This is a genomic window from Kitasatospora sp. NPDC057500, from assembly GCF_042802195.1.
GTDB lineage: Bacteria > Actinomycetota > Actinomycetes > Streptomycetales > Streptomycetaceae > Kitasatospora.
In genome coordinates, this window is the sequence record NZ_JBHVER010000018.1 from 28253 (window position 1) to 45195 (window position 16943).

At 75.9% G+C, this 16943-nt stretch carries 17 protein-coding genes; 9 read left to right on the forward strand and 8 right to left on the reverse strand.

What is annotated here, in order from left to right; translation table 11 throughout:
- The first annotated feature begins 11 nt into the window (after positions 1-11).
- On the forward strand, positions 12-506 hold the full coding sequence (locus ACFU74_RS06535) for a YbaK/EbsC family protein (protein WP_380752815.1): 495 nt from the start codon (positions 12-14) through the stop codon (positions 504-506).
- A 95-nt stretch (positions 507-601) separates the two neighbouring features.
- Here the strand turns inward: ACFU74_RS06535 and ACFU74_RS06540 are convergent, their stop codons facing one another.
- Both ACFU74_RS06540 and ACFU74_RS06545 read right to left on the reverse strand, forming a co-directional pair.
- Positions 602-1150, reverse strand: coding sequence for a GNAT family N-acetyltransferase (locus tag ACFU74_RS06540; protein WP_380752729.1), 549 nt, complete (start codon positions 1148-1150; stop codon positions 602-604).
- Positions 1151-1432: 282 nt separating this feature from the next.
- Complete coding sequence (locus tag ACFU74_RS06545) at positions 1433-2863, reverse strand: MFS transporter (protein WP_380752732.1); 1431 nt, start codon at positions 2861-2863, stop codon at positions 1433-1435.
- Positions 2864-2986: 123 nt separating this feature from the next.
- Here ACFU74_RS06545 and ACFU74_RS06550 point away from each other — a divergent pair, with 123 nt between their 5' ends.
- Positions 2987-3580 (forward strand): helix-turn-helix domain-containing protein, encoded by a 594-nt coding sequence (locus tag ACFU74_RS06550; RefSeq protein ID WP_380752735.1) that lies wholly within the window; start codon positions 2987-2989, stop codon positions 3578-3580.
- 68 nt (positions 3581-3648) lie between these two features.
- Here ACFU74_RS06550 and ACFU74_RS06555 read toward each other — a convergent pair whose 3' ends face one another.
- Entirely contained in the window at positions 3649-4845 is a 1197-nt protein-coding gene (locus ACFU74_RS06555; RefSeq protein ID WP_380752738.1) for an FAD-dependent oxidoreductase, read from the reverse strand.
- A 591-nt stretch (positions 4846-5436) separates the two neighbouring features.
- Between ACFU74_RS06555 and ACFU74_RS06560 the strand changes: the two genes are divergently transcribed.
- From ACFU74_RS06560 to ACFU74_RS06575, 4 genes are all read left to right on the forward strand, one after another.
- Positions 5437-6066, forward strand: coding sequence for a restriction endonuclease (locus ACFU74_RS06560; RefSeq protein WP_380752741.1), 630 nt, complete (start codon positions 5437-5439; stop codon positions 6064-6066).
- 48 nt (positions 6067-6114) lie between these two features.
- The gene (locus ACFU74_RS06565) at positions 6115-6720 is read left to right on the forward strand and encodes a helix-turn-helix domain-containing protein (protein ID WP_380752744.1); all 606 of its coding nucleotides are present in this window, start codon (positions 6115-6117) and stop codon (positions 6718-6720) included.
- 522 nt (positions 6721-7242) lie between these two features.
- Entirely contained in the window at positions 7243-7971 is a 729-nt protein-coding gene (locus ACFU74_RS06570) for an MIP family channel protein (protein ID WP_380752747.1), read from the forward strand.
- A 67-nt stretch (positions 7972-8038) separates the two neighbouring features.
- Positions 8039-8824: an SDR family NAD(P)-dependent oxidoreductase gene (locus tag ACFU74_RS06575; protein ID WP_380752750.1), complete on the forward strand. Its 786-nt coding sequence runs from the start codon at positions 8039-8041 to the stop codon at positions 8822-8824.
- 9 nt (positions 8825-8833) lie between these two features.
- Here the strand turns inward: ACFU74_RS06575 and ACFU74_RS06580 are convergent, their stop codons facing one another.
- Positions 8834-9826 (reverse strand): NAD(P)-dependent oxidoreductase, encoded by a 993-nt coding sequence (locus tag ACFU74_RS06580; protein WP_380752753.1) that lies wholly within the window; start codon positions 9824-9826, stop codon positions 8834-8836.
- Between the two features lie 7 nt (positions 9827-9833).
- Here ACFU74_RS06580 and ACFU74_RS06585 point away from each other — a divergent pair, with 7 nt between their 5' ends.
- Positions 9834-10295 carry a MerR family transcriptional regulator gene (locus ACFU74_RS06585; RefSeq protein ID WP_380752755.1) on the forward strand — a complete coding sequence of 154 codons (462 nt, stop codon included), beginning with the start codon at positions 9834-9836 and terminating at the stop codon, positions 10293-10295.
- Here the strand turns inward: ACFU74_RS06585 and ACFU74_RS06590 are convergent.
- From ACFU74_RS06590 to ACFU74_RS06605, 4 genes are all read right to left on the reverse strand, one after another.
- Positions 10240-10926, reverse strand: coding sequence for an ABC transporter ATP-binding protein (locus ACFU74_RS06590; protein ID WP_380752758.1), 687 nt, complete (start codon positions 10924-10926; stop codon positions 10240-10242). The two genes, ACFU74_RS06585 and ACFU74_RS06590, sit on opposite strands and share 56 nt — an antisense overlap.
- A 117-nt stretch (positions 10927-11043) precedes the next feature.
- Positions 11044-11784, reverse strand: a complete 741-nt coding sequence (locus ACFU74_RS06595; RefSeq protein ID WP_380752760.1) for an ABC transporter ATP-binding protein — start codon at positions 11782-11784, stop codon at positions 11044-11046.
- 401 nt (positions 11785-12185) lie between these two features.
- Positions 12186-14162: an ABC transporter permease gene (locus tag ACFU74_RS06600; protein WP_380752763.1), complete on the reverse strand. Its 1977-nt coding sequence runs from the start codon at positions 14160-14162 to the stop codon at positions 12186-12188.
- Between the two features lie 12 nt (positions 14163-14174).
- On the reverse strand, positions 14175-14813 hold the full coding sequence (locus tag ACFU74_RS06605; RefSeq protein WP_380752766.1) for a hypothetical protein: 639 nt from the start codon (positions 14811-14813) through the stop codon (positions 14175-14177).
- A gap of 117 nt (positions 14814-14930) precedes the next feature.
- On the opposite strand from ACFU74_RS06605, the gene ACFU74_RS06610 reads away from it, so the two are divergent.
- Together ACFU74_RS06610 and ACFU74_RS06615 are read left to right on the forward strand one after the other, a co-directional pair.
- Positions 14931-15554 (forward strand): hypothetical protein, encoded by a 624-nt coding sequence (locus tag ACFU74_RS06610; RefSeq protein ID WP_380752769.1) that lies wholly within the window; start codon positions 14931-14933, stop codon positions 15552-15554.
- Entirely contained in the window at positions 15545-16930 is a 1386-nt protein-coding gene (locus tag ACFU74_RS06615; RefSeq protein ID WP_380752772.1) for an ABC transporter substrate-binding protein, read from the forward strand. Before ACFU74_RS06610 ends, ACFU74_RS06615 begins: the two co-directional genes overlap by 10 nt.
- Positions 16931-16943: the final 13 nt, after the last annotated feature.

The window sequence follows — 16943 nt, forward strand, 5'->3', positions numbered from 1 at the left end:
AGGATGGGGCGATGACCAACGACACGTCCCTGCCCGACCGCAGCCGGGCGGTCGCCGACGCCCTCGCGGCGGCCGGGCTGCCCGGGGAGATCCGCGTCCTGCCCGACTCCGCCCGCACCGCCGCCGAGGCCGCCGCCGCCCTCGGCTGCGAGGTCGGCGCGATCGCCAACAGCCTGGTCTTCGTCTGCGACGGCGCGCCGCTGCTCGTCATGACCAGCGGCGCCCACCGCGTCGACACCGACCACCTCGCCCGCGTCCTGGGCACCGGCCCGGTCACCCGGGCGAGCGCCGCCCAGGTGCGCGAGGCCACCGGCCAGGCCATCGGCGGCGTCGCCCCCGTCGGCCACCCGGCGCCGCTGCGCACCGTCGTCGACACCGACCTGGCCGGCTACGACCTGCTGTGGGCCGCCGCCGGGCACCCGCACACCGTGGTGCCGATGACGTACGACGAGTTGCTGAAGCTGACCGGCGGCACGCCGTCGGCGGTGGTCCCGCCGCAGGAGTAGGGCGCCGCACCCGCGCCGCACCCGCGCCTCGCCCGCGGCGGAACCGCTGCGGACGGTGCCGGGACCGCCCGGGGGGCGGGCGGTCCCGACGCCGGTCACCCGATGCCGAACGCGGCCGCCCAGCGGGCGGTCCCGGACGGCAGCGGGTGGCGCTCCTGGTCCAGGCTCAGCGCCATCCACGCGTCGTCGGGCGCGTCGATCGTGAGCGTGATGCCGTGCTCCGAGGCCCGGCCGAAGCCGAACCGCGGGTAGTACGACGGGTACCCGAGCAGGATGACGTACCGCTCGCCGCGCGCGCGGGCGGCGTCCAGCACCGCCCGGACGGCGGCCGAGCCGGCGCCGCTGCGCTGGTGGTCGGGGTGCACCGACACCGGCCCCAGGGCGAGCGCCGGCACGTCGCCGATGAACGCGCGGGTGAGCACGACGTGGCCGACGGGGGAGCCGGTCGGGTCGTCGGCGTGGGAGACGACGACCGACAGGCCGTCGAGCCACCCCTCGTCGGCACGGAGCGCGTCGAGGACGTCGGCCTCGGCCGGCCGCCCGAAGGCGGCCAGCGTCAGCTCACGGACGGCCGGGACGTCCGCGGGGACCTCGGCGCGGGCGCGCCAGGAGGAGGAAGGGGAGGTGGAAGCGGAAGAAGACATGGGAGAACCCTTGAGAAGGGGCCCCGGAGCGAGAGGTGTCAGACCGGGACCCGGGAGGTGAGGACAGTCCGGGTGCCGCGCAGTGCCTGCGCAGCGGTTGTCTCCGCGACCACGATCCACCTTCCCTTTCTTCCGCTTGTTCCGTCTGTTCCGTTGACTTGTTCTGTTGACTTGATCCGGTGACTTGTTCCGTTCACCGTGACCAGCTCGACAGCCTGTTCGGCCCGCCTCGCCGAGGGACGGTAGCACGCGGTCCGCGACGGGGGCGAGGGGTTTTTCCGCTCAGCGCTGCCGGGAGGCGCGGGCGACCAGCAGCAGGGACAGGCCGCAGGCCGTGACCAGCAGCCAGCCCGGTCGGGAGGCGGCGGCCAGATCGCCCGCGGCCGGGCCGCCCGCAGCCAGGCCACCCGCAGCCAGGCCACCGGCGACGGCGATGCCGAGCGCCGAGCCGAGCTGACGGGCCGTCGAGGTGATCGCCCCCGCCACCCCCGCACGGTCCGCCGGCAGGCCGCCGACGGCGGTGTTGGTGATCGGCGCGTTGGCGAAGCCGAAGCCGGTGCCGAGCAGGAGGTTGGCGGCCAGCAGCACCGGCACGTCGGCCCCGCTCCCGTCCGGCAGGAAGGTGCGCACCAGCAGCAGCCCCCCGCCGGCCGCCGTGAACCAGGCCGCGAGCAGCAGCGGCCGGCGCGGCCCGCCCCGGCTCACCAGCACCCCCGAAAGCGGCGCGCACACCGTCGCCCCCACCGCCATCGGCAGCGAGGCCAGCCCGGCGGCGAGCGGCGTCCACCCCAGGGCGTGCTGCAACTGGAAGGTGGTCAGCAGCAGACTCACCGTCAGTGCCACGAACACCGCCACCGCGCCCAGGACGGCCGTGGTGAACGCCGGCCGCCGGAACAGCCCGAGGTCCATCAGCGGCTCGGCCCGGCGGTGCTCGGCACGGACGAACCCGGCGGTGGCCGCCACCGCCACCGCGTACCCGGCGAGCGCCCACGGCGAGGCCCAGCCGAGCCGCGGCCCCTCGATCAGCACGGCCACCGTCGCGGACACGGCCGCGGTGAGCAGGAGCTGGCCCGGCAGGTCGAGCCGGCGGGCGCGCGGCGCGCGGGACTCGGGCACGAACAGCACGCTCAGCACCACGGCCGCCACCACCACCGGGACGTTCACCCAGAACACCGACCGCCAGCCGAACGCCGCGACCAGCGCCCCGCCGGTCACCGGCCCCGCCGCCATGCTCAGCCCGAACACCGACGCCCACACCCCGATCGCGCGAGCCCGCTCCCGGGGGTCGGGCATGGCGTTCACCACGATCGCCAGTGCCACCGGGCTGAGCATCGACGCCCCCACGCCCTGGAGGGCGCGCGCCGCGACCAGCGCGCCCGTCGACGGCGCGAGCGCGCAGCCGAGCGAGGCGAGGCCGAAGATCAGCAGACCGCCCTGGAAGACCCTCCGGCGCCCGAAGCGGTCGGCGAGCGCGCCGGCCGTGATCAGCAGGCTGGCGAGGACGACCGTGTAGGCGTCCACGATCCACTCCAGGTCGCGGGTGCCCACCTCCAGGCCGCGCCCGATGGCGGGCAGGCCGACGTTGACGATGGTGGTGTCCAGGCCCACCAGGAACAGGCTCAGCGCGCAGACGGCGAGCACGGTCCAGCGCCGGCGGGCACCGAGGAGGGGCGGTGGCGGTGCTGCTGTCGCCGTGGTGGTGGAGCTGCTCATGGGCGGGGCCCGCCTTCCGGTCGGATCGTCTTACCGGTCGCCCATGCTGAGGTCCGGGCACGGGCCCGGCCCACCGTTCTTGCGAAAACCGCAAAGCGGCGGCCTGCGGGCAGAATCGTCCCCATGGACGCCGACCCCACCGCCAACGACGACGTCATGGAGCTCATCGCCGCCATCGGACCCCGGCTGCGCGCGCTGCGCCTCGGCCGCGGCCTCACCCTGGACGCCCTCGCCGCCGTCACCGGCATCTCCGTGAGCACCCTGTCCCGCCTGGAGTCCGGCCACCGCCGCCCCACCCTCGACCTGCTCATCCCGCTCGCCCGCGCCCACCGCGTCGCCCTGGACCACCTGATCGCCGCCCCCGCCACCGGCGACCCCCGTCTCCACCTCCGGCCCCGCCACCGCGACCCCGGCAGCGTCCTCCTCCCGCTCACCCAGTACCCGGGCCGGGTGCAGGTCTTCAAACAGGTCCTCGCCCCGCGCGAACCCCGGCTCGTCAGCCACGCCGGCTACGAGTGGCTCTACGTCCTCGCCGGCGACCTGCGCCTGCTCGTCGGCGGCCGCGACCTCACCCTCCACCCGGGCGAGGCCGCCGAGTTCGACACCGCCGAGCCGCACTGGTTCGGCCCCGCCGGCGCCGACGCCGTGGAGATCCTCCACCTCTACGGCCCCCACGGCGACCAGGCGGTGCTCCGCACCGGCCCCGCCCCGGTGTAGGCCCGCGGTCCCTCACCCGCCGGGCGCCACGCGCGGGAACCCGGGCCCGTCGCCCTCCCGCGCGTCGCTCAGTCGGCCGCTCGGTCGGCCGCTCGGTCGGCCGCCCGGTGCGCGACGCGGTGGGCGGGGTGCCGGGCGAGGGCCAGGGAGACGGCCTCCAGGGCGCTGGTGAAGGAGACCTCGCTCAGCACGCCCGGCGCGGCGACCTGATCGCCGACGAGGTAGACGCCGTCGCCGCGGTCGATCGCGGGGCGGTCGCGCCAGGAGGTGCCGGGCCGGTCCACGGCGCCGGTGCGGCCGGCGGCGACGGCGGCGCGGCGCCACACCAGGCGCTCCGACCAGCCCGGGAAGCCCAGGTCCAGCAGGTGCTCGGCCCTGGCCAGCCCGTCCTCCTTCGACTCCGCTGCGGACAGCGGGAGTTGGGCCTGGACGAGCTGCTCGCCGGCCGGGGCCAGACTGTCGTCCTGGGTGGTGAAGCGCTCCACCCAGCCGGTGCGGTCGAGGTCGGAGACGAAGAACGCGTCCCCGCGCCGCGAGCGCAGCGCCACGTCGAGCAGCAGCGTCCGTCCGCTCTCCCCGGTCAGGCCCGGGTCGCCCAGCAGTCGGCGCGCCGACTCCAGGGAGGTCGCGACGACGATCGGGTTGTTGGTCGGCGGCAGCGCCTCCAGCCGCGACCCGGTCTCGATCCGCACGCCCAACTCCTGGGCCCGCGCCGCCATCCGGTCGATCACCGACTGCCAGCCGCCCACCGGGTACACCGCCTCCGGCGGCAGGCTCGCGGCCCGGCGCAACCGCTCCTGGGTGAACGCCGCCGACAGCATCCCCGGGTCGTGGTGGAAGGTCGCGACGGCCGCGAAGTTGGCCGCGGCCCGGGCCGTCCGCTCGCCCGCCACCTCGCTCGCCCAGCCCAGGAAGGTCCGGCCGACCGGCGCGTCCCGGCGCGCCGCCAGCCGGGAGAGCGCCAGCGGCGGCAGCGCGTGCAGCCGGCCGTCGAGCAGGTAGCGGGTGCGCAGCAGCGCGCCGAGCGGGATCCGGGCGAGCGGCCCGACCAGCCCGCGCCGGCGCAGCCACGCCCAGTGCGGGCCGCGCCGGTAGAAGGCGTGCGGCCCCTCGTTGGCCCGGTACGGCGCCCGCGTGGTGCGGGCCCGGCCGCCGAGCCGCCGGTGCGCCTCGTGGAGCGTCACGTCGGCGCCGGCCTCGGCCGCCGAGATGGCCGCCGTCAGACCGCCGAAGCCCCCGCCGATGATGGTGATCCGCCGCGCCATGGGCCCGTCCTCCCTGGTGGTCCTCGTCCGGCCGGCCCGGGTCGCTCCCGGCGGTCGGCCGCTGTCGGGAGGGAGACGACGCGGGGCGCCCGGATGTGACAGGCCGTCGCAGGGGAGTTTCGCGGACGGGCGCCCGGCGCCGCCCGCGCGTTCGGGCCCGCCGGGGCGGCGCGCGTCCCCGCGGCGGGCGCCGGGCGGGTTCCCGTCGACTCTGCGCGAGGCGTTCTTGCGGGCCGGCGGGGGTGCGGGGCGGTGGAAGCGGTGGACGGCGGGGCTTCGGGGGCGGTCCGGGTGGCTGGTTTCCGACGGTCCGGTGGTGTGCGAACCGAACAACGGCCCGCGGCTGTCGGCCGCCGCTGCTAGACCGGAGGTGAGCCCGCCGGAGGTGAGCCCGCTGGAGGCGACCCGCTGGAGGCGGTCCGACCGGAGGCGGCCACCGGGGCGGCCATCGGGGCGGTCGTGGGAGGAGGCAGGTATGGCAGGTGGCGGCGAGTGGGGCCGGGTGCGCGCCCATCCTCGGCGCAGGCCCGGCTCGGGCGGGATCGGTGGGCGGCCGGGCTGCGCCGAGCCCGCCGCTACGGCGACGCCCTGATGGCGGCCCGATTCCGCAGGCCGCGCGGACCGGTGGAGCGGCTGGCGGCGGGGCTGGTCGCCGCGGCGGCGGCCGTCGCCGTACTCGGCGTCACCCAGGCGCTGCTGAAGTCCTGGGTCTTCCTCGCGGCCGTCGCGCTGCTCACGCTCGCGGGCGCCGTACGCGGCCCGCTGCCGGAGCGCACCCGCGCCGGACGGCCGGCGTCCGGCCTGCGCCTCAGCCTCGCCGAGGTGGACGCGATGGGCGACCAGGACTTCGGGTGCGCGCTGCGCGACCTGCTCGTCCGCGACGGCTGGACGGCGGACCGGGCCGGCCGGCAGGGCGGCCGGGCCGCCGACGTGACCGGCCACCACCCCCGGCACGGCCGGATCGTCCTCCAGGCCGAGCGCACCACCGTCGGCGCCGAGGTCGACGTGCAGGTGATGCACCGGGCCAAGGGGACGGCCGGCCCGGTGCACGGCGCCGACATCGCCGTGGTCGTCACCAACGGCGGCCTCACCCGCGACGCCATGGCCTGGGGCGACCAGTACGGCGTCCACTGGATCGACCGCGCCCGCCTGGAGAGCTGGGCCGCCGCCGGCCGGCCGCTGCACCACCTGCTGCCCCTGCCGCGCCGCCCGCTCGGATAGCGGGCGGGGCCGTTGCCGGAACCGGGACGGGCTGCTTCGATCGGTCGCATGGACCAGGACGCCAACCCCGAGATCGCCGCGACCCTGCGCCAGATCGGCCCCCGGCTGCGCCGCCTGCGCGAGCGCAAGGGCATGTCCCTGGCCGACCTCGGCCAGGCCACCGGCATCTCCAAGAGCACGCTGTCCCGGCTGGAGTCCGAGCAGCGCAAGCCCAGCCTGGAACTCCTGCTGCCCATCGCCGCCGCCCTCGCCGTCCCCCTGGACGAGATCGTCGCCGCTCCCCGCGTCCAGGACCCGCGCGTCCACCAGCACCCGGGCCGCGCCGACGGCCGCACCTTCGTCCCGCTCTCCCGTCACCGCACCGAACCCCGCGCGTTCAAGATCACCATCCCGGCAGCCCAGAACACCCCCTCGCTCGCCACCCACACCGGCCACGAATGGCTCTACGTCCTCTCCGGCCGCCTGCGCCTGCTGCTCGGCGAACACGACGTCGTCCTCGCCCCCGGCGAGGCGGCCGAGTTCGACTGCCAGAACCCGCACTGGTTCGGCTCCACGGGCACGGGTGACGTCGAAGTCCTCAGCCTCTTCGGCAAACAGGGCGAACGCCTCCACCTCCGCGCCCGCACCCGCCCGAAGGAGCCGAAGGAGTGGTGAGCCGCCACCCGCTGCCGCCACCCGCCCTGAGCTGAACCCGCGCGGAGTGGGAAGTCGGCGGGGTCGACTTCCTGCTCCATCCGGTGATGGGCGCCTCGCTGGGCCCGGTCGCTCCTTCCGCCTGAGCGCTGCGGCCTACCCGACCCGACCTGGCCTGTGCCGTGTTGTGGCTTGGCCCGCTGTCCGTGGCTCCGTGGAGTGGGAAGTCGGCGGGGTCGACTTCCTGCGCCGGGTCGAAGTGCGGGGTCGGCTCGACGGTGATGGGCCGGCCGCCGTTCTGGCGGCCGAGGCGCGGGCCGAGGGGGGGCTCGGTCGCCTGCTGGGGAAGATCGTCCCGATGGTGAGCTAAGTCCGGATTGGTCTGATTTTAACTCGTTTGGAATAATCCGACGCTCGGAATCCCCGTGATCACGGGGTTAAGCCGGTCGGCCGACATGCGCTCGCCCATTCGAGTGCAGAGGGTTGACCGGGAGTGACGGGCGGCGCCAGGCCGTCCGCGCGCACGAGGTCAGGAGGACCCGGATGGACAGGCGAGCAGTGGTCGGCGAATTCCTCGGAACGCTGTTGTTGGTGCTGCTGGCGGTGGGCGCCGCGGTGCTGGCCGGGGATGCCATCGGCTCGGTGGGCATCGCGCTCGCGTTCGGCTTCGTGCTGCTCGCGCTGGCGTACGCGATCGGCCCGATCTCGGGCTGCCACGTGAACCCGGCGGTGACGCTCGGTTTCCTGCTGGCCCGCCGGATCGACGGCCGCACGGCGGTGTCGTACTGGGTCGCGCAGGTGCTCGGCGGCATCGCGGGCGCGGCGCTGGTGCTGCTCCTCGCCAAGCAGGTCCCCGGCCTGGAGACCCACGGCAAGCTCGGCACCAACGGCTGGGGTGACCGCTCGCAGGTCCACATCAACGCCGGCGGCGCGTTCCTGACCGAGGTCGTGCTGACCTTCCTGCTGGTCTACGTGGTCCTCGCGGTCACCCACCGGCTCGCCGCCACCGGCTTCGACGGGCTGCCGATCGGCATGGCCCTGGTGGTCGTGCACCTGGTCGGCATCCCGCTCACCGGCACCTCGGTGAACCCGGCCCGCAGCTTCGGCCCGGCCCTGTTCGCGGGCGGACCGGCGCTGTCCCAGCTGTGGCTGTTCCTCCTCGCCCCGCTGGTCGGCGGCGCGCTGGCGGCCGGTGTGCACCTGCTCACCCACCCGCAGCCCAACCTCCCCGCCGCCGAGGCCCTCGCCACGGACGCCCGGGCCGCGGCGTAGCCGGCTCCGGGGGGTGTTTTCCCGGGGAGGGCCACTGATCGACGTCGAGCCGTTACAGTTCGGCGTCATGGAGGATGTGAGGACCACGGCCGCCCAGGGTTCCACCGGGCGGCTGGCCGGGAAGTCCTGTGTGGTCACCGGCGCCGCGAACGGGATCGGCCGCGCCGTCGCCGAACTCTTCGCCCGGGAGGGCGCGTCGGTGGTGGCCACCGACCTCGACGGTGACGGTCTGCGGCGGCTGGCCGAACAGCTGCCGCAGACCGTCACCACGGTCGTCGGGGACGTGTCGCGGGAGGAGGACGCCCGCCGGATGATCGCCGCCGCCGTCGAACGGCACGGGCGGCTGGACGTCCTGGTGGCCAACGCGGGGGTGATCCCGCTGATGGAGATCACCGAGGCGTCCGCCGAGGACTGGGACCAGGTGATGGCCGTCGACGGCCGCGGCATGTTCCTCACCTGCAAGTACGCGATCGAGGCGATGGCGCCGGTGGGTGGAGCGATCGTCTGCGTCTCGTCCATCTCCGGCGTCGCCGGGCAGCGCGGCCAGGCGGTCTACGGCCCTGCCAAGTTCGTCGCCTCCGGCCTCACCAAGCACCTCGCGGTGGAGTGGGCCGACCGGGGCATCCGGGTCAACGCCGTCGCCCCCGGCACGATCACCACCGAGCGGGTCGCCCGCCTGCGGGACGAACCCGGCGGGCCCGAGTACCTCGCCGCCATCGAGCAGCTCCACCCGATGCGCCGGCTCGGCTCACCGGCGGAGGTGGCCGCCGCCGTCCTCTTCCTCGCGTCCGACGAGGCCTCGTTCATCACCGGTGCCGTTCTCCCGGTGGACGGCGGCTACCTCGCCCAGTGACGGTGGCGGTCAGCGGCCCGGTGATGCCGGGGGAGTCGTCGCCGCGGTCTCGGTGAGGGCCGAGACGCCGTCCGCGCCGTGACCGGCCGCGACCGCCCGCTCGGTCAGGGCGAGGGCGGCGTCGAGCACGCCGGTGTCCAGGCGGTGGGCGCGGGCCGTGCGGGCGACGTGCGCCAGCCCGGCGGCGGCCGAGGCGACGGTGGCCCGCTCGCCCGGGTGCCGGCCGTCGTCCGCCCGGCGGGCCCAGTCGTCGATCAGCGCCGGCAGCATGCGCGGCAACCCCTGGGCGTACGGGGCGAATTCGGCGGCCGAGAGACCCTCGGCGCGGGCCAGGGCGAGGGCGTGCAGAAGGCCGTGCGCGGTGGTCCAGAACAGGTCGAGCAGCGCGGTGTCGTACGCGGCGGCCCGGCCGGGGTCGGCGCCGACGTGGTTCACCGTCCCGGCGAGCGCCGACAGTTCGGACCGGTGTGCGTCGAACACCGCCTCGTCGCCGCTGCACACGATCACCCCGGTGGGCCGGCCGATGGTCGGGGTGGGGCTGAGGATCGCGGCGTTGAGCACCCGCGCGCCGTGCCGGGCGGCCAGGGCGGCGCTCGCGCGTGCCTCGTCCGGGCCGACCGAGGTCGCGTTGACCAGCGTCCGGCCGTCCAGCGACCGGCCGGCGGCGTCGAGCACGGCCCGCGCGGCGTCGTCGTCGCGGACGCAGAGCAGGGTGAGCGGGGCGGCGGCGACGGCCTCGGCGGCGCTCGCGGCCGTCCGCACGCCGCGTTCGACGAGCTCGGCGTCCCGTCCGGGCGTGCGGTTCCACAGCGTCACCGGGTGCCCGGCGGCGAGCAGCGCGCCGGCCAGCGCCCGGCCCATCGGGCCGAGGCCGAGAACAGTAACGGGATTGGGGGGTGGGGGAGTTGAGTGGTCGGTGGGGTGCGATCGGTTCTCTGTCACGGCGGTTACGCTAGACCTTGACGTCGATGTCAGAGTCAAGCGGCTGAGTGCCGGTGGCACGGGTGACATGGGTGGCACGAGTGGCACGGTGACAGCGGGGGTGGCGGGCGTGCGGATCGGTGAACTGGCGCAGCGGACCGGGGTGAGCCCGCGGGCGCTGCGCTACTACGAGCAACAGGGCCTGCTCCACCCGGAGCGCCGGCCCAGCGGCTACCGCGAGTACGGCGAGCGGGACGTGCGCACCGTCCACGGCATCCGCACCCTCCTCGCGGCGGGCCTCCACTCGGCGGTGATCGGCGAACTGCTGTCCGGCCTGCCCCTGCCGGGCGAGCGCCCGCCCGGCCCGACCTGTCCCGAACTCCTGACCGGACTGGCCCGCGAGCGTGCCCGGATCACCGATGCGATCCGTGAACTCACCGAGGCGCGCGGCCTGTTGGACGAGATCATGGCCGCCGCAGCGCCCGGCGAGGTGATCAGCGCGCCGCGTCCGGCGCCGTTCTCGGCTCGCCGGGCTCCCCGGAGAAGCTGACCTCGCCCCGGTGCAGGACGTGCACGGCCGCCGCCCCGGTCAGCGTCGAGGGGAGGGTCTGCGTGGTCAGTACCACCGTCCGGCCGGTGGCGGCGGCCGAGGACAGCAGGTGCGAGTGCAGCCGGGCGGCGACGGCGGGGGCCAGCCCCCGGTCCGGCTCGTCGAGCAGGAGAAGTGTCGGAGAGGCGGTCAACGCACGTGCTACGGCGATGAGTTGCTGCTGACCGCCGGAGAGCGTGCCGGCCCGCCGGGGGAGCAGGGCGGCGAGTTCCGGGAACAGCTCCAGCGCCTCGCCGGCCGGGCCGCCCTGGCGGCGGGCGGAGCCGAGCGCGAGGTGCTCGGCGACGGTGAGCGACGGGAAGACGGCCCGCTCCGCCGGCACTAGCGCGAGCCCGAGCCGTACCCGCTGGTGCACGCCGAGCGCGGTGACGTCCCGCCCCCGCCACACCACCCGCCCGGCGGCCGGCCGCACCAGCCCGGCCAGCGCGTGCAGCACACTCGTGCGGCCCGACCCGTTGCGGCCGAGCAGCACGGTCACCCGCCCGGAGGGCACGGCCAGGTCCACCCCGTGCAGCGCCTCCAGCGGGCCGTACCGCACCCGCACGCCCCGCAGGGCCACTTCGACAGGCATGGGGCGGCCCTCCCGGGGTCGAGTACGGGTCGAGGGTTGGAAATTGGAAATCTGTCATCTGTTATCTGTTATCTGAAATCTGTCAGTTGTCAGTTGTCACCCGTTTCGCCCGCCCCGTCACCGCCCCCAGGCGCGGATCACCCGGGGGTCGGCCAGCACCGCCGTCGTCGGGCCGGCGGCGACCACCCGGCCGTCGGCCATCGCGTAGACGGTGTCGGCGAGCTCGGACACCAGGTCCGGGTCGTGCTCGACCAGCAGCAGAGCCATGCCGTCGTCGGCCAGCCCGCGCAGGACGGTGAGCAGCCGGGCGGTCTGCGCGGTGTCCAGGCCCGCCGCCGGCTCGTCCAACAGCAGCACGCGCGGCTCGCCCGCCAGCGCCCGCGCCAGTTCGACCAGCCGCAGCACGCCCGTCGGCTGTCCACCGGCCGGCTCCGCCGCCAGCGCGCCCAGCCCGAACACGGCGAGCGCCCGCGCCGTCCGGCCGTCCACCGCACCGGCCCGCTGCTCGGCCCCGACCCGCACGTTGTCCGCCACCGACAGCGTCGGGAACACGGCGATCTGCTGGAACGTCCGGGCCAGCCCGAGCCGCACCCGCTCGTGCACCGGCATCCGGGTGACGTCCCGCCCGCCGAGCAGCACCCGCCCCGCATCGGGGCGGACGGTACCGGCCAGGCAGTCGAACAACGTGCTCTTCCCCGCCCCGTTCGGCCCGATCAACGCCGTCACCCGCCCCGCCGCCGCGACCAGATCCACCCCCGCCACCGCCTCGATCCCCCCGTACCGCCGCACCACCCCACGCGCCGTCAGCCGTGCGGCGAGCGGGCGCGGCGGAGGGGCGGTGTGGTGGCGTCGGGTCATGGTGCGGCTCCCGGGGGCGTCTCGCCGTTGGTCGTTCGATGGGCGGTGATCAGAGCGCGCGGCCGTCTGCCGCTTGGGGGCAGACGGCTGGCACCGGGGTGGATCGGGTGGCGCCTCGGCATCGCCGTACCGTCCGTCTGATGCCGGGTACGGTCGTCTGCGCGGTGAGCGGGTGCGGTGGACCCCTCCACCGCACCCGCTCACGTCGCTCGTGGCCGATCGGCGCGCGTGCCCGCTGGGTCGACGGCGGGGGAGGGGTGTGGTGCCGCGATCCGGTCACGGTGCGGCTCCGATGGGTGGCTTGCTGCCGAGCCTTTGACGGGAGGTCAGCGCGCGGTCTCGTCGGCCGGCCGGCAGTGGGCGGGCTGCGGGGCGGCCCGGGGGCGGTGGGCGGCGTCGGGTCATGGTTCGGCCCTCCCGGGAGCCGTGCCGCTGGCCGGGCGGCGGGTGGTGACGAGGGTGCGGAGGTGGTGGCCGGTCGGGGTGAGGTGGGCGGTGGGGGTGGTCGGGGGCGGGGCGGGCGGCCGGGGGGTGGCGAGGTTGGCGAGGCCGCCGGGGAGGTGGCCGATGGCGGCTGCCAGGGCGCCGACGGCGACGGCGGACACACCCGCCGCCGTTCCCGCGTCCAGGCCGATGATCAGGGCGGCGGCCAGGATCGCGGCCAGGGCGCTGTCGGCACCCGCGACGACGACGGCCGCGAACCAGAGCAGGCCGAGGACCGGGTCGAAGGCCGCCGGATCGAAGGCGCGGCCGGCCATGCCCATCAGGCCGCCGCCGAGGGCCGCCAGCGCCGCGCCCGCCACGAAGGCGAACAGCTTGAGCCCCGGCACGTTGACGCCCGCCGCGGCGGCTCCGGGCTCGTGATCGCGCATCGCGCTCAGCGCCCGGCCGGTGCGACCGCCGTGCAGGGCCCGCACCACGACCGCGCCCAGGCCCAGCAGCAGCAGTTCGGCGACGTAGAAGGCGCGGTCGCCGGCCAGGAACGCGGGCCGGTCCAGGACCAGCCCGCTGGTGGCGTACGGCTGCTGGAAGACGAGGCGGCTCAGCGTCGTACCGACCGCGAAGGTCACCAGCGCCAGCGCCAGGCCGCGACGCCGGATGGCCGGCCAGCCGGTGAGCAGGCCGAGCGGCGCGGTGGCGAGCACGGCCAACAGCAGCGCGGGTGCGGCCGGCAGCGCGGGCAGGCCGGGGATCCGCCCGGACATCAGCAGCGCCGTCCCCAGCGCGCCCAGCCCCGCGTACCCGGCCTGGCCCAGCGAGATCTGCCCGCCGTAGCCGGTCACCACCACGATCGACAGCAGCACCAGCGCCAGCGCCGGCACCAGCAGCGCGCTGCGCAGGTCGTTGCCGCGGAAGCCGAGCGGCAGCAGGAGCAGCACCAGGCAGACCGCCCGCGCCGCCCAGGCGCCCCCGCCGCCCCGGGCCCGCACCGGCGGCGGGGAGGGACGGGCGGACGGTGGGCGGTCCCCGTCGGCGAGCCGGGGCCCGGCCAGCAGCGCGGCGGCCAGCAGCGCCACCACGAACAGGTTCGCCTGCACCGCCTGCACCAGCGGCAGCAGCTGCCCGTCCGGCCGGAACCGGGTCAGCTCCGCCTGGAGGACGCCCAGCCCGAGCCCGGTCACCACCGCGACCGGGATGCTCCGCAGCCGGGCCGCCACCGCGACGGCCATCGTCTCCATGACCAGCAGCGGCAGCCCGTACGGGTCGAGCAGCAGGTAGGGCGCGAGCGTGATCCCGACCAGCCCGGCGGTGAACGAGCCGAACGCCCACCCGGCCGCCGACACCCGGTCGGCGTCCACCCCGGCCAGCGCGGCGAGCCGCCGGTCGTCCACCACCGCCCGAAGCCGCAGGCCGAACGGCGTGAACCGGGTCGTCGCCCCGACCGCCAGGGCGAGCACGAGGATCGCGGCCAGCTGCGCCACCGTGTCCGGGCGCAGCGTGTGCCCGCCGGGCAGCGTGATCGGCGCCCCGCCGAACGGGGACGGCGCGCCGCCCACCGGCGCTGCGCCCCACACCAGCACCACCACCCCGATGAGCAGCACGAACACGCCGAGCCCGGCCACCATGGTCTCGGCCGGCCCGGCGCCGCGCCGTTGCAGCGGCCGGTACACCAGGACGTCCAGCAGCACCCCGAGCGCGGGCGCCACCAGCAGCAGGCAGCACGCCACGGCCGGCCAGAGCGGCCAGTCGCGCTCCACGACCAGGTCGCGCAGCAGGTAGGCGACGAGCATCGCCTGTGCGCCCTGGGCGAGGTTGAGCACGCCGGTGGCGCGGTGGCAGACGACCAGGCCGATGCCGCTGAGCGCGGCGGCGCTGCCGACGGTCAGGCCGGCGAGCGCGAGGTCGACGGTGAGGCCGGTCGACGCCAGGGCGTTCATCGGTCCGCCGCCTCAGCCGGTCGGCGGGCGCGGATCGCCTGGACGGGTGGTGGGGCCGGCGGGGGGCTCGTCGGCCTGCCACGGCCCGGGTCCCGGGTCGCAGAGGCGGCAGGGTGTGAGCCCCCGTTCCCGGACGGCGGAGGCGTCGACGGGTGCGGCGGCGGGTTTGCCCGCCACCAGCGGGCAGTCCGGGCGGTGGTAGAGCGTGCCGCCGGGCACGGCCAGCGGGGGACCGGGGGCGGCGGTCGCCGTGGGACCGGCGGGACCGGCGGGTTCGGCGGGTTCGGAGGGTTCCACCAGCAGGGCGTAAAGGTGCTCGATCCGGCGGTCCGTGGCAGTGGCGGCGGTGACCGCAGACGACCCCGGCGGCCCGGCGCGGGAGCGTCCGGACGGGCGCAGGGCGACCAGGACGACGCCCGCCACGATCAGCGCCGCGCCCGGGACCGTCGCCGAGGCCAGGTACGGGACCTGCTGCTCGACGAAGCGCTCGCCGGACACCCCGTACCAGCCCAGTACGCAGAGCACCGCGCCGACGGCGACGAGCGCCCATCCGGCCCAGCCGCCGCTCTCCCGCGCCGACCGCACGGCGCGCGCCGCCGCGGCCTTCGAGCGGTTCGCGGTGCTCTGCCGCCCGGATTGCGATTCGTCCATGGATCCGCCTTGATGGTGTCACTTGCGACGTTTCCAGGATCGGCCTGGAACAGCATCCGGAGCGGGGCGAACCGGCCCGCGCGGCGCCCGCCCGCTCCGGCCGTCGAGAGGAAGACCATGCACCTGAGGCAGAGCGGCCCCCGCCGGCTCGGCGGTCCGGTCCTGCGGTCGGCGGGCGTCCTGCTCGCACTGTTGTCGGCGGCCACGCTGGCGGCGTGCGGCGACGACGGTTCGGGATCCTCGACGGCCAGCCCGTCGCCGCCCGCCACGGCCACCGCCACAGTCACCGGGACGGCCACCGGGACGGCCACGGCGACCGGCACCGGGACGGCCACGGTCACCGGGACGGCGAGCCCGGGGGCGACCGGGCCCGCCGATCCCGCGGCGGCCACCACCGCGATCACCGACAACTGGCAGAAGTTCTTCGACCCCGGCACCCCGATCCCCGAGAAGGCCTCACTGCTCCAGAACGGTGACGTCCTGCTGCCCGTCCTGGAGGGCTTCACCCAGGACCCGCGGGTCGGCCAGGTCAAGGCGAGGGTGACGGACGTGGCGTTCACCTCCCCGACCGAGGCCACCGTCACCTACGAACTGTCCCTCGAAGGCAACGTGGTCGAGCCCGCCGCGACCGGGCAGGCAGTGCTGGACAACGGCGTCTGGAAGGTCTCCCGCTCGACCCTCTGCGCCCTGCTGGTCCAGGCGGCCGGTGCCACCGGCACCCCGATCCCCGGATGCAGCTGACCCCTCGCCCACGCGCCGTCGCCCCGGTCCTCGCGCTGCTCCTCGCACTGGCGCCGACCGGGGTGGCGGGTTGCGGGACGCGCCTGCCGGCGAGCGCCTTCGGTACCAGCACCGCCACCGCCACCGCCACCGCTGACGGCAGTGGCAACGGCAACGGCAATCCGGCCTCCGACACCGGCGTGACACCCACCGAGATCCGGATCGGCATCGTCACCTCGCTCACCAGCCCGGTCGGCAGCGAGGTGTTCAGTGGCCCGCGCTACGGCGCCCAGGCCTTCTTCCAGTCCCTCAACGACCACGGCGGCCTGCACGGCCGCACCGTCAAGCTCGTCACCTGCGACGACGGCGGCAGCGGCATCGGCAACCAGGACTGCGTGCACCGTCTGATCGACCAGTCGCACGTCTTCGCCTTCGTCTCCGGCAGCGTCCTCGACTACGCGGGCGCCCCCTACGTGAGCGGCAAGGCGGTGCCGGACGTCGGCGGCCAGCCGATCGGCACCGCCTACGACCGCTGGCCGCACCTGTACGGCGTCTACGGCAGCAGCGCGCCGCGCGACGGGCACGCCGTCGGCTGGAACGGCACGCTCTACCAGTCCACCGAGGTGTTCCGTTTCTTCAAGGAACGGCTGGGCGCGACCAGCGCCGCCGTGGTCGCCTACAACCAGGCCGACTCCGCCCGCTACGCCGCCCAGCTGCGCGCCGGCCTGGAGGCCGAGGGCTACCGGGTGCTCATGCAGACGGTGGACTTCGCGCTGCCGAACTTCCAGGCGGTGGCCGCCGCCGTCCGGGCGGACGGCTCGCAGCTGCTGTTCGACGCCATGGACACCCGGGGCAACGCCGCGCTCTGCCGCTCGCTGGACGAGGCCGGCGTGCGGGTCACCGCCAAGGTGACCAACGTGCAGAACTGGTCGGAGGCCGTGCGCACCGACTACCAGGCCTCGCCCGATTGCCGCAACGCGCTCTGGGCGACCTCCTCCTCACTCAACTACGAGGACGTCCGCCACCCGGCGGTGGGCGCCTTCCGGGCGGCGATGGCGCAGTACTACCCGGACCGCGAGCCGTTGCTGTCGGCCTGGGAACTGGAGGGCTGGGCGGGCGCGCAGTGGCTCACCGACGCGATGGAATCGTGCGGCGCGGAACTCACCCGGACCTGCGTCGAACGGTTCATGAACCGCCCCGAGCCCTACGACGCGCACGGTCTGCTGCTGCCCGCCTCCTTCGTCCCGCAGCCCCCGCCGAGCGGCCCCACCCGGGCCTGCCTGAACGCGGCCCGCTGGCAGGACTCCGCCCAGGGCGGGCGCGGGGGCTGGGTCACCCAGGTGGAGTCCATGACCACCACCTGCTTCGACGTGCCGCAGCTGCCGTACAAGCCGTGAGCCGCCCGGAGCC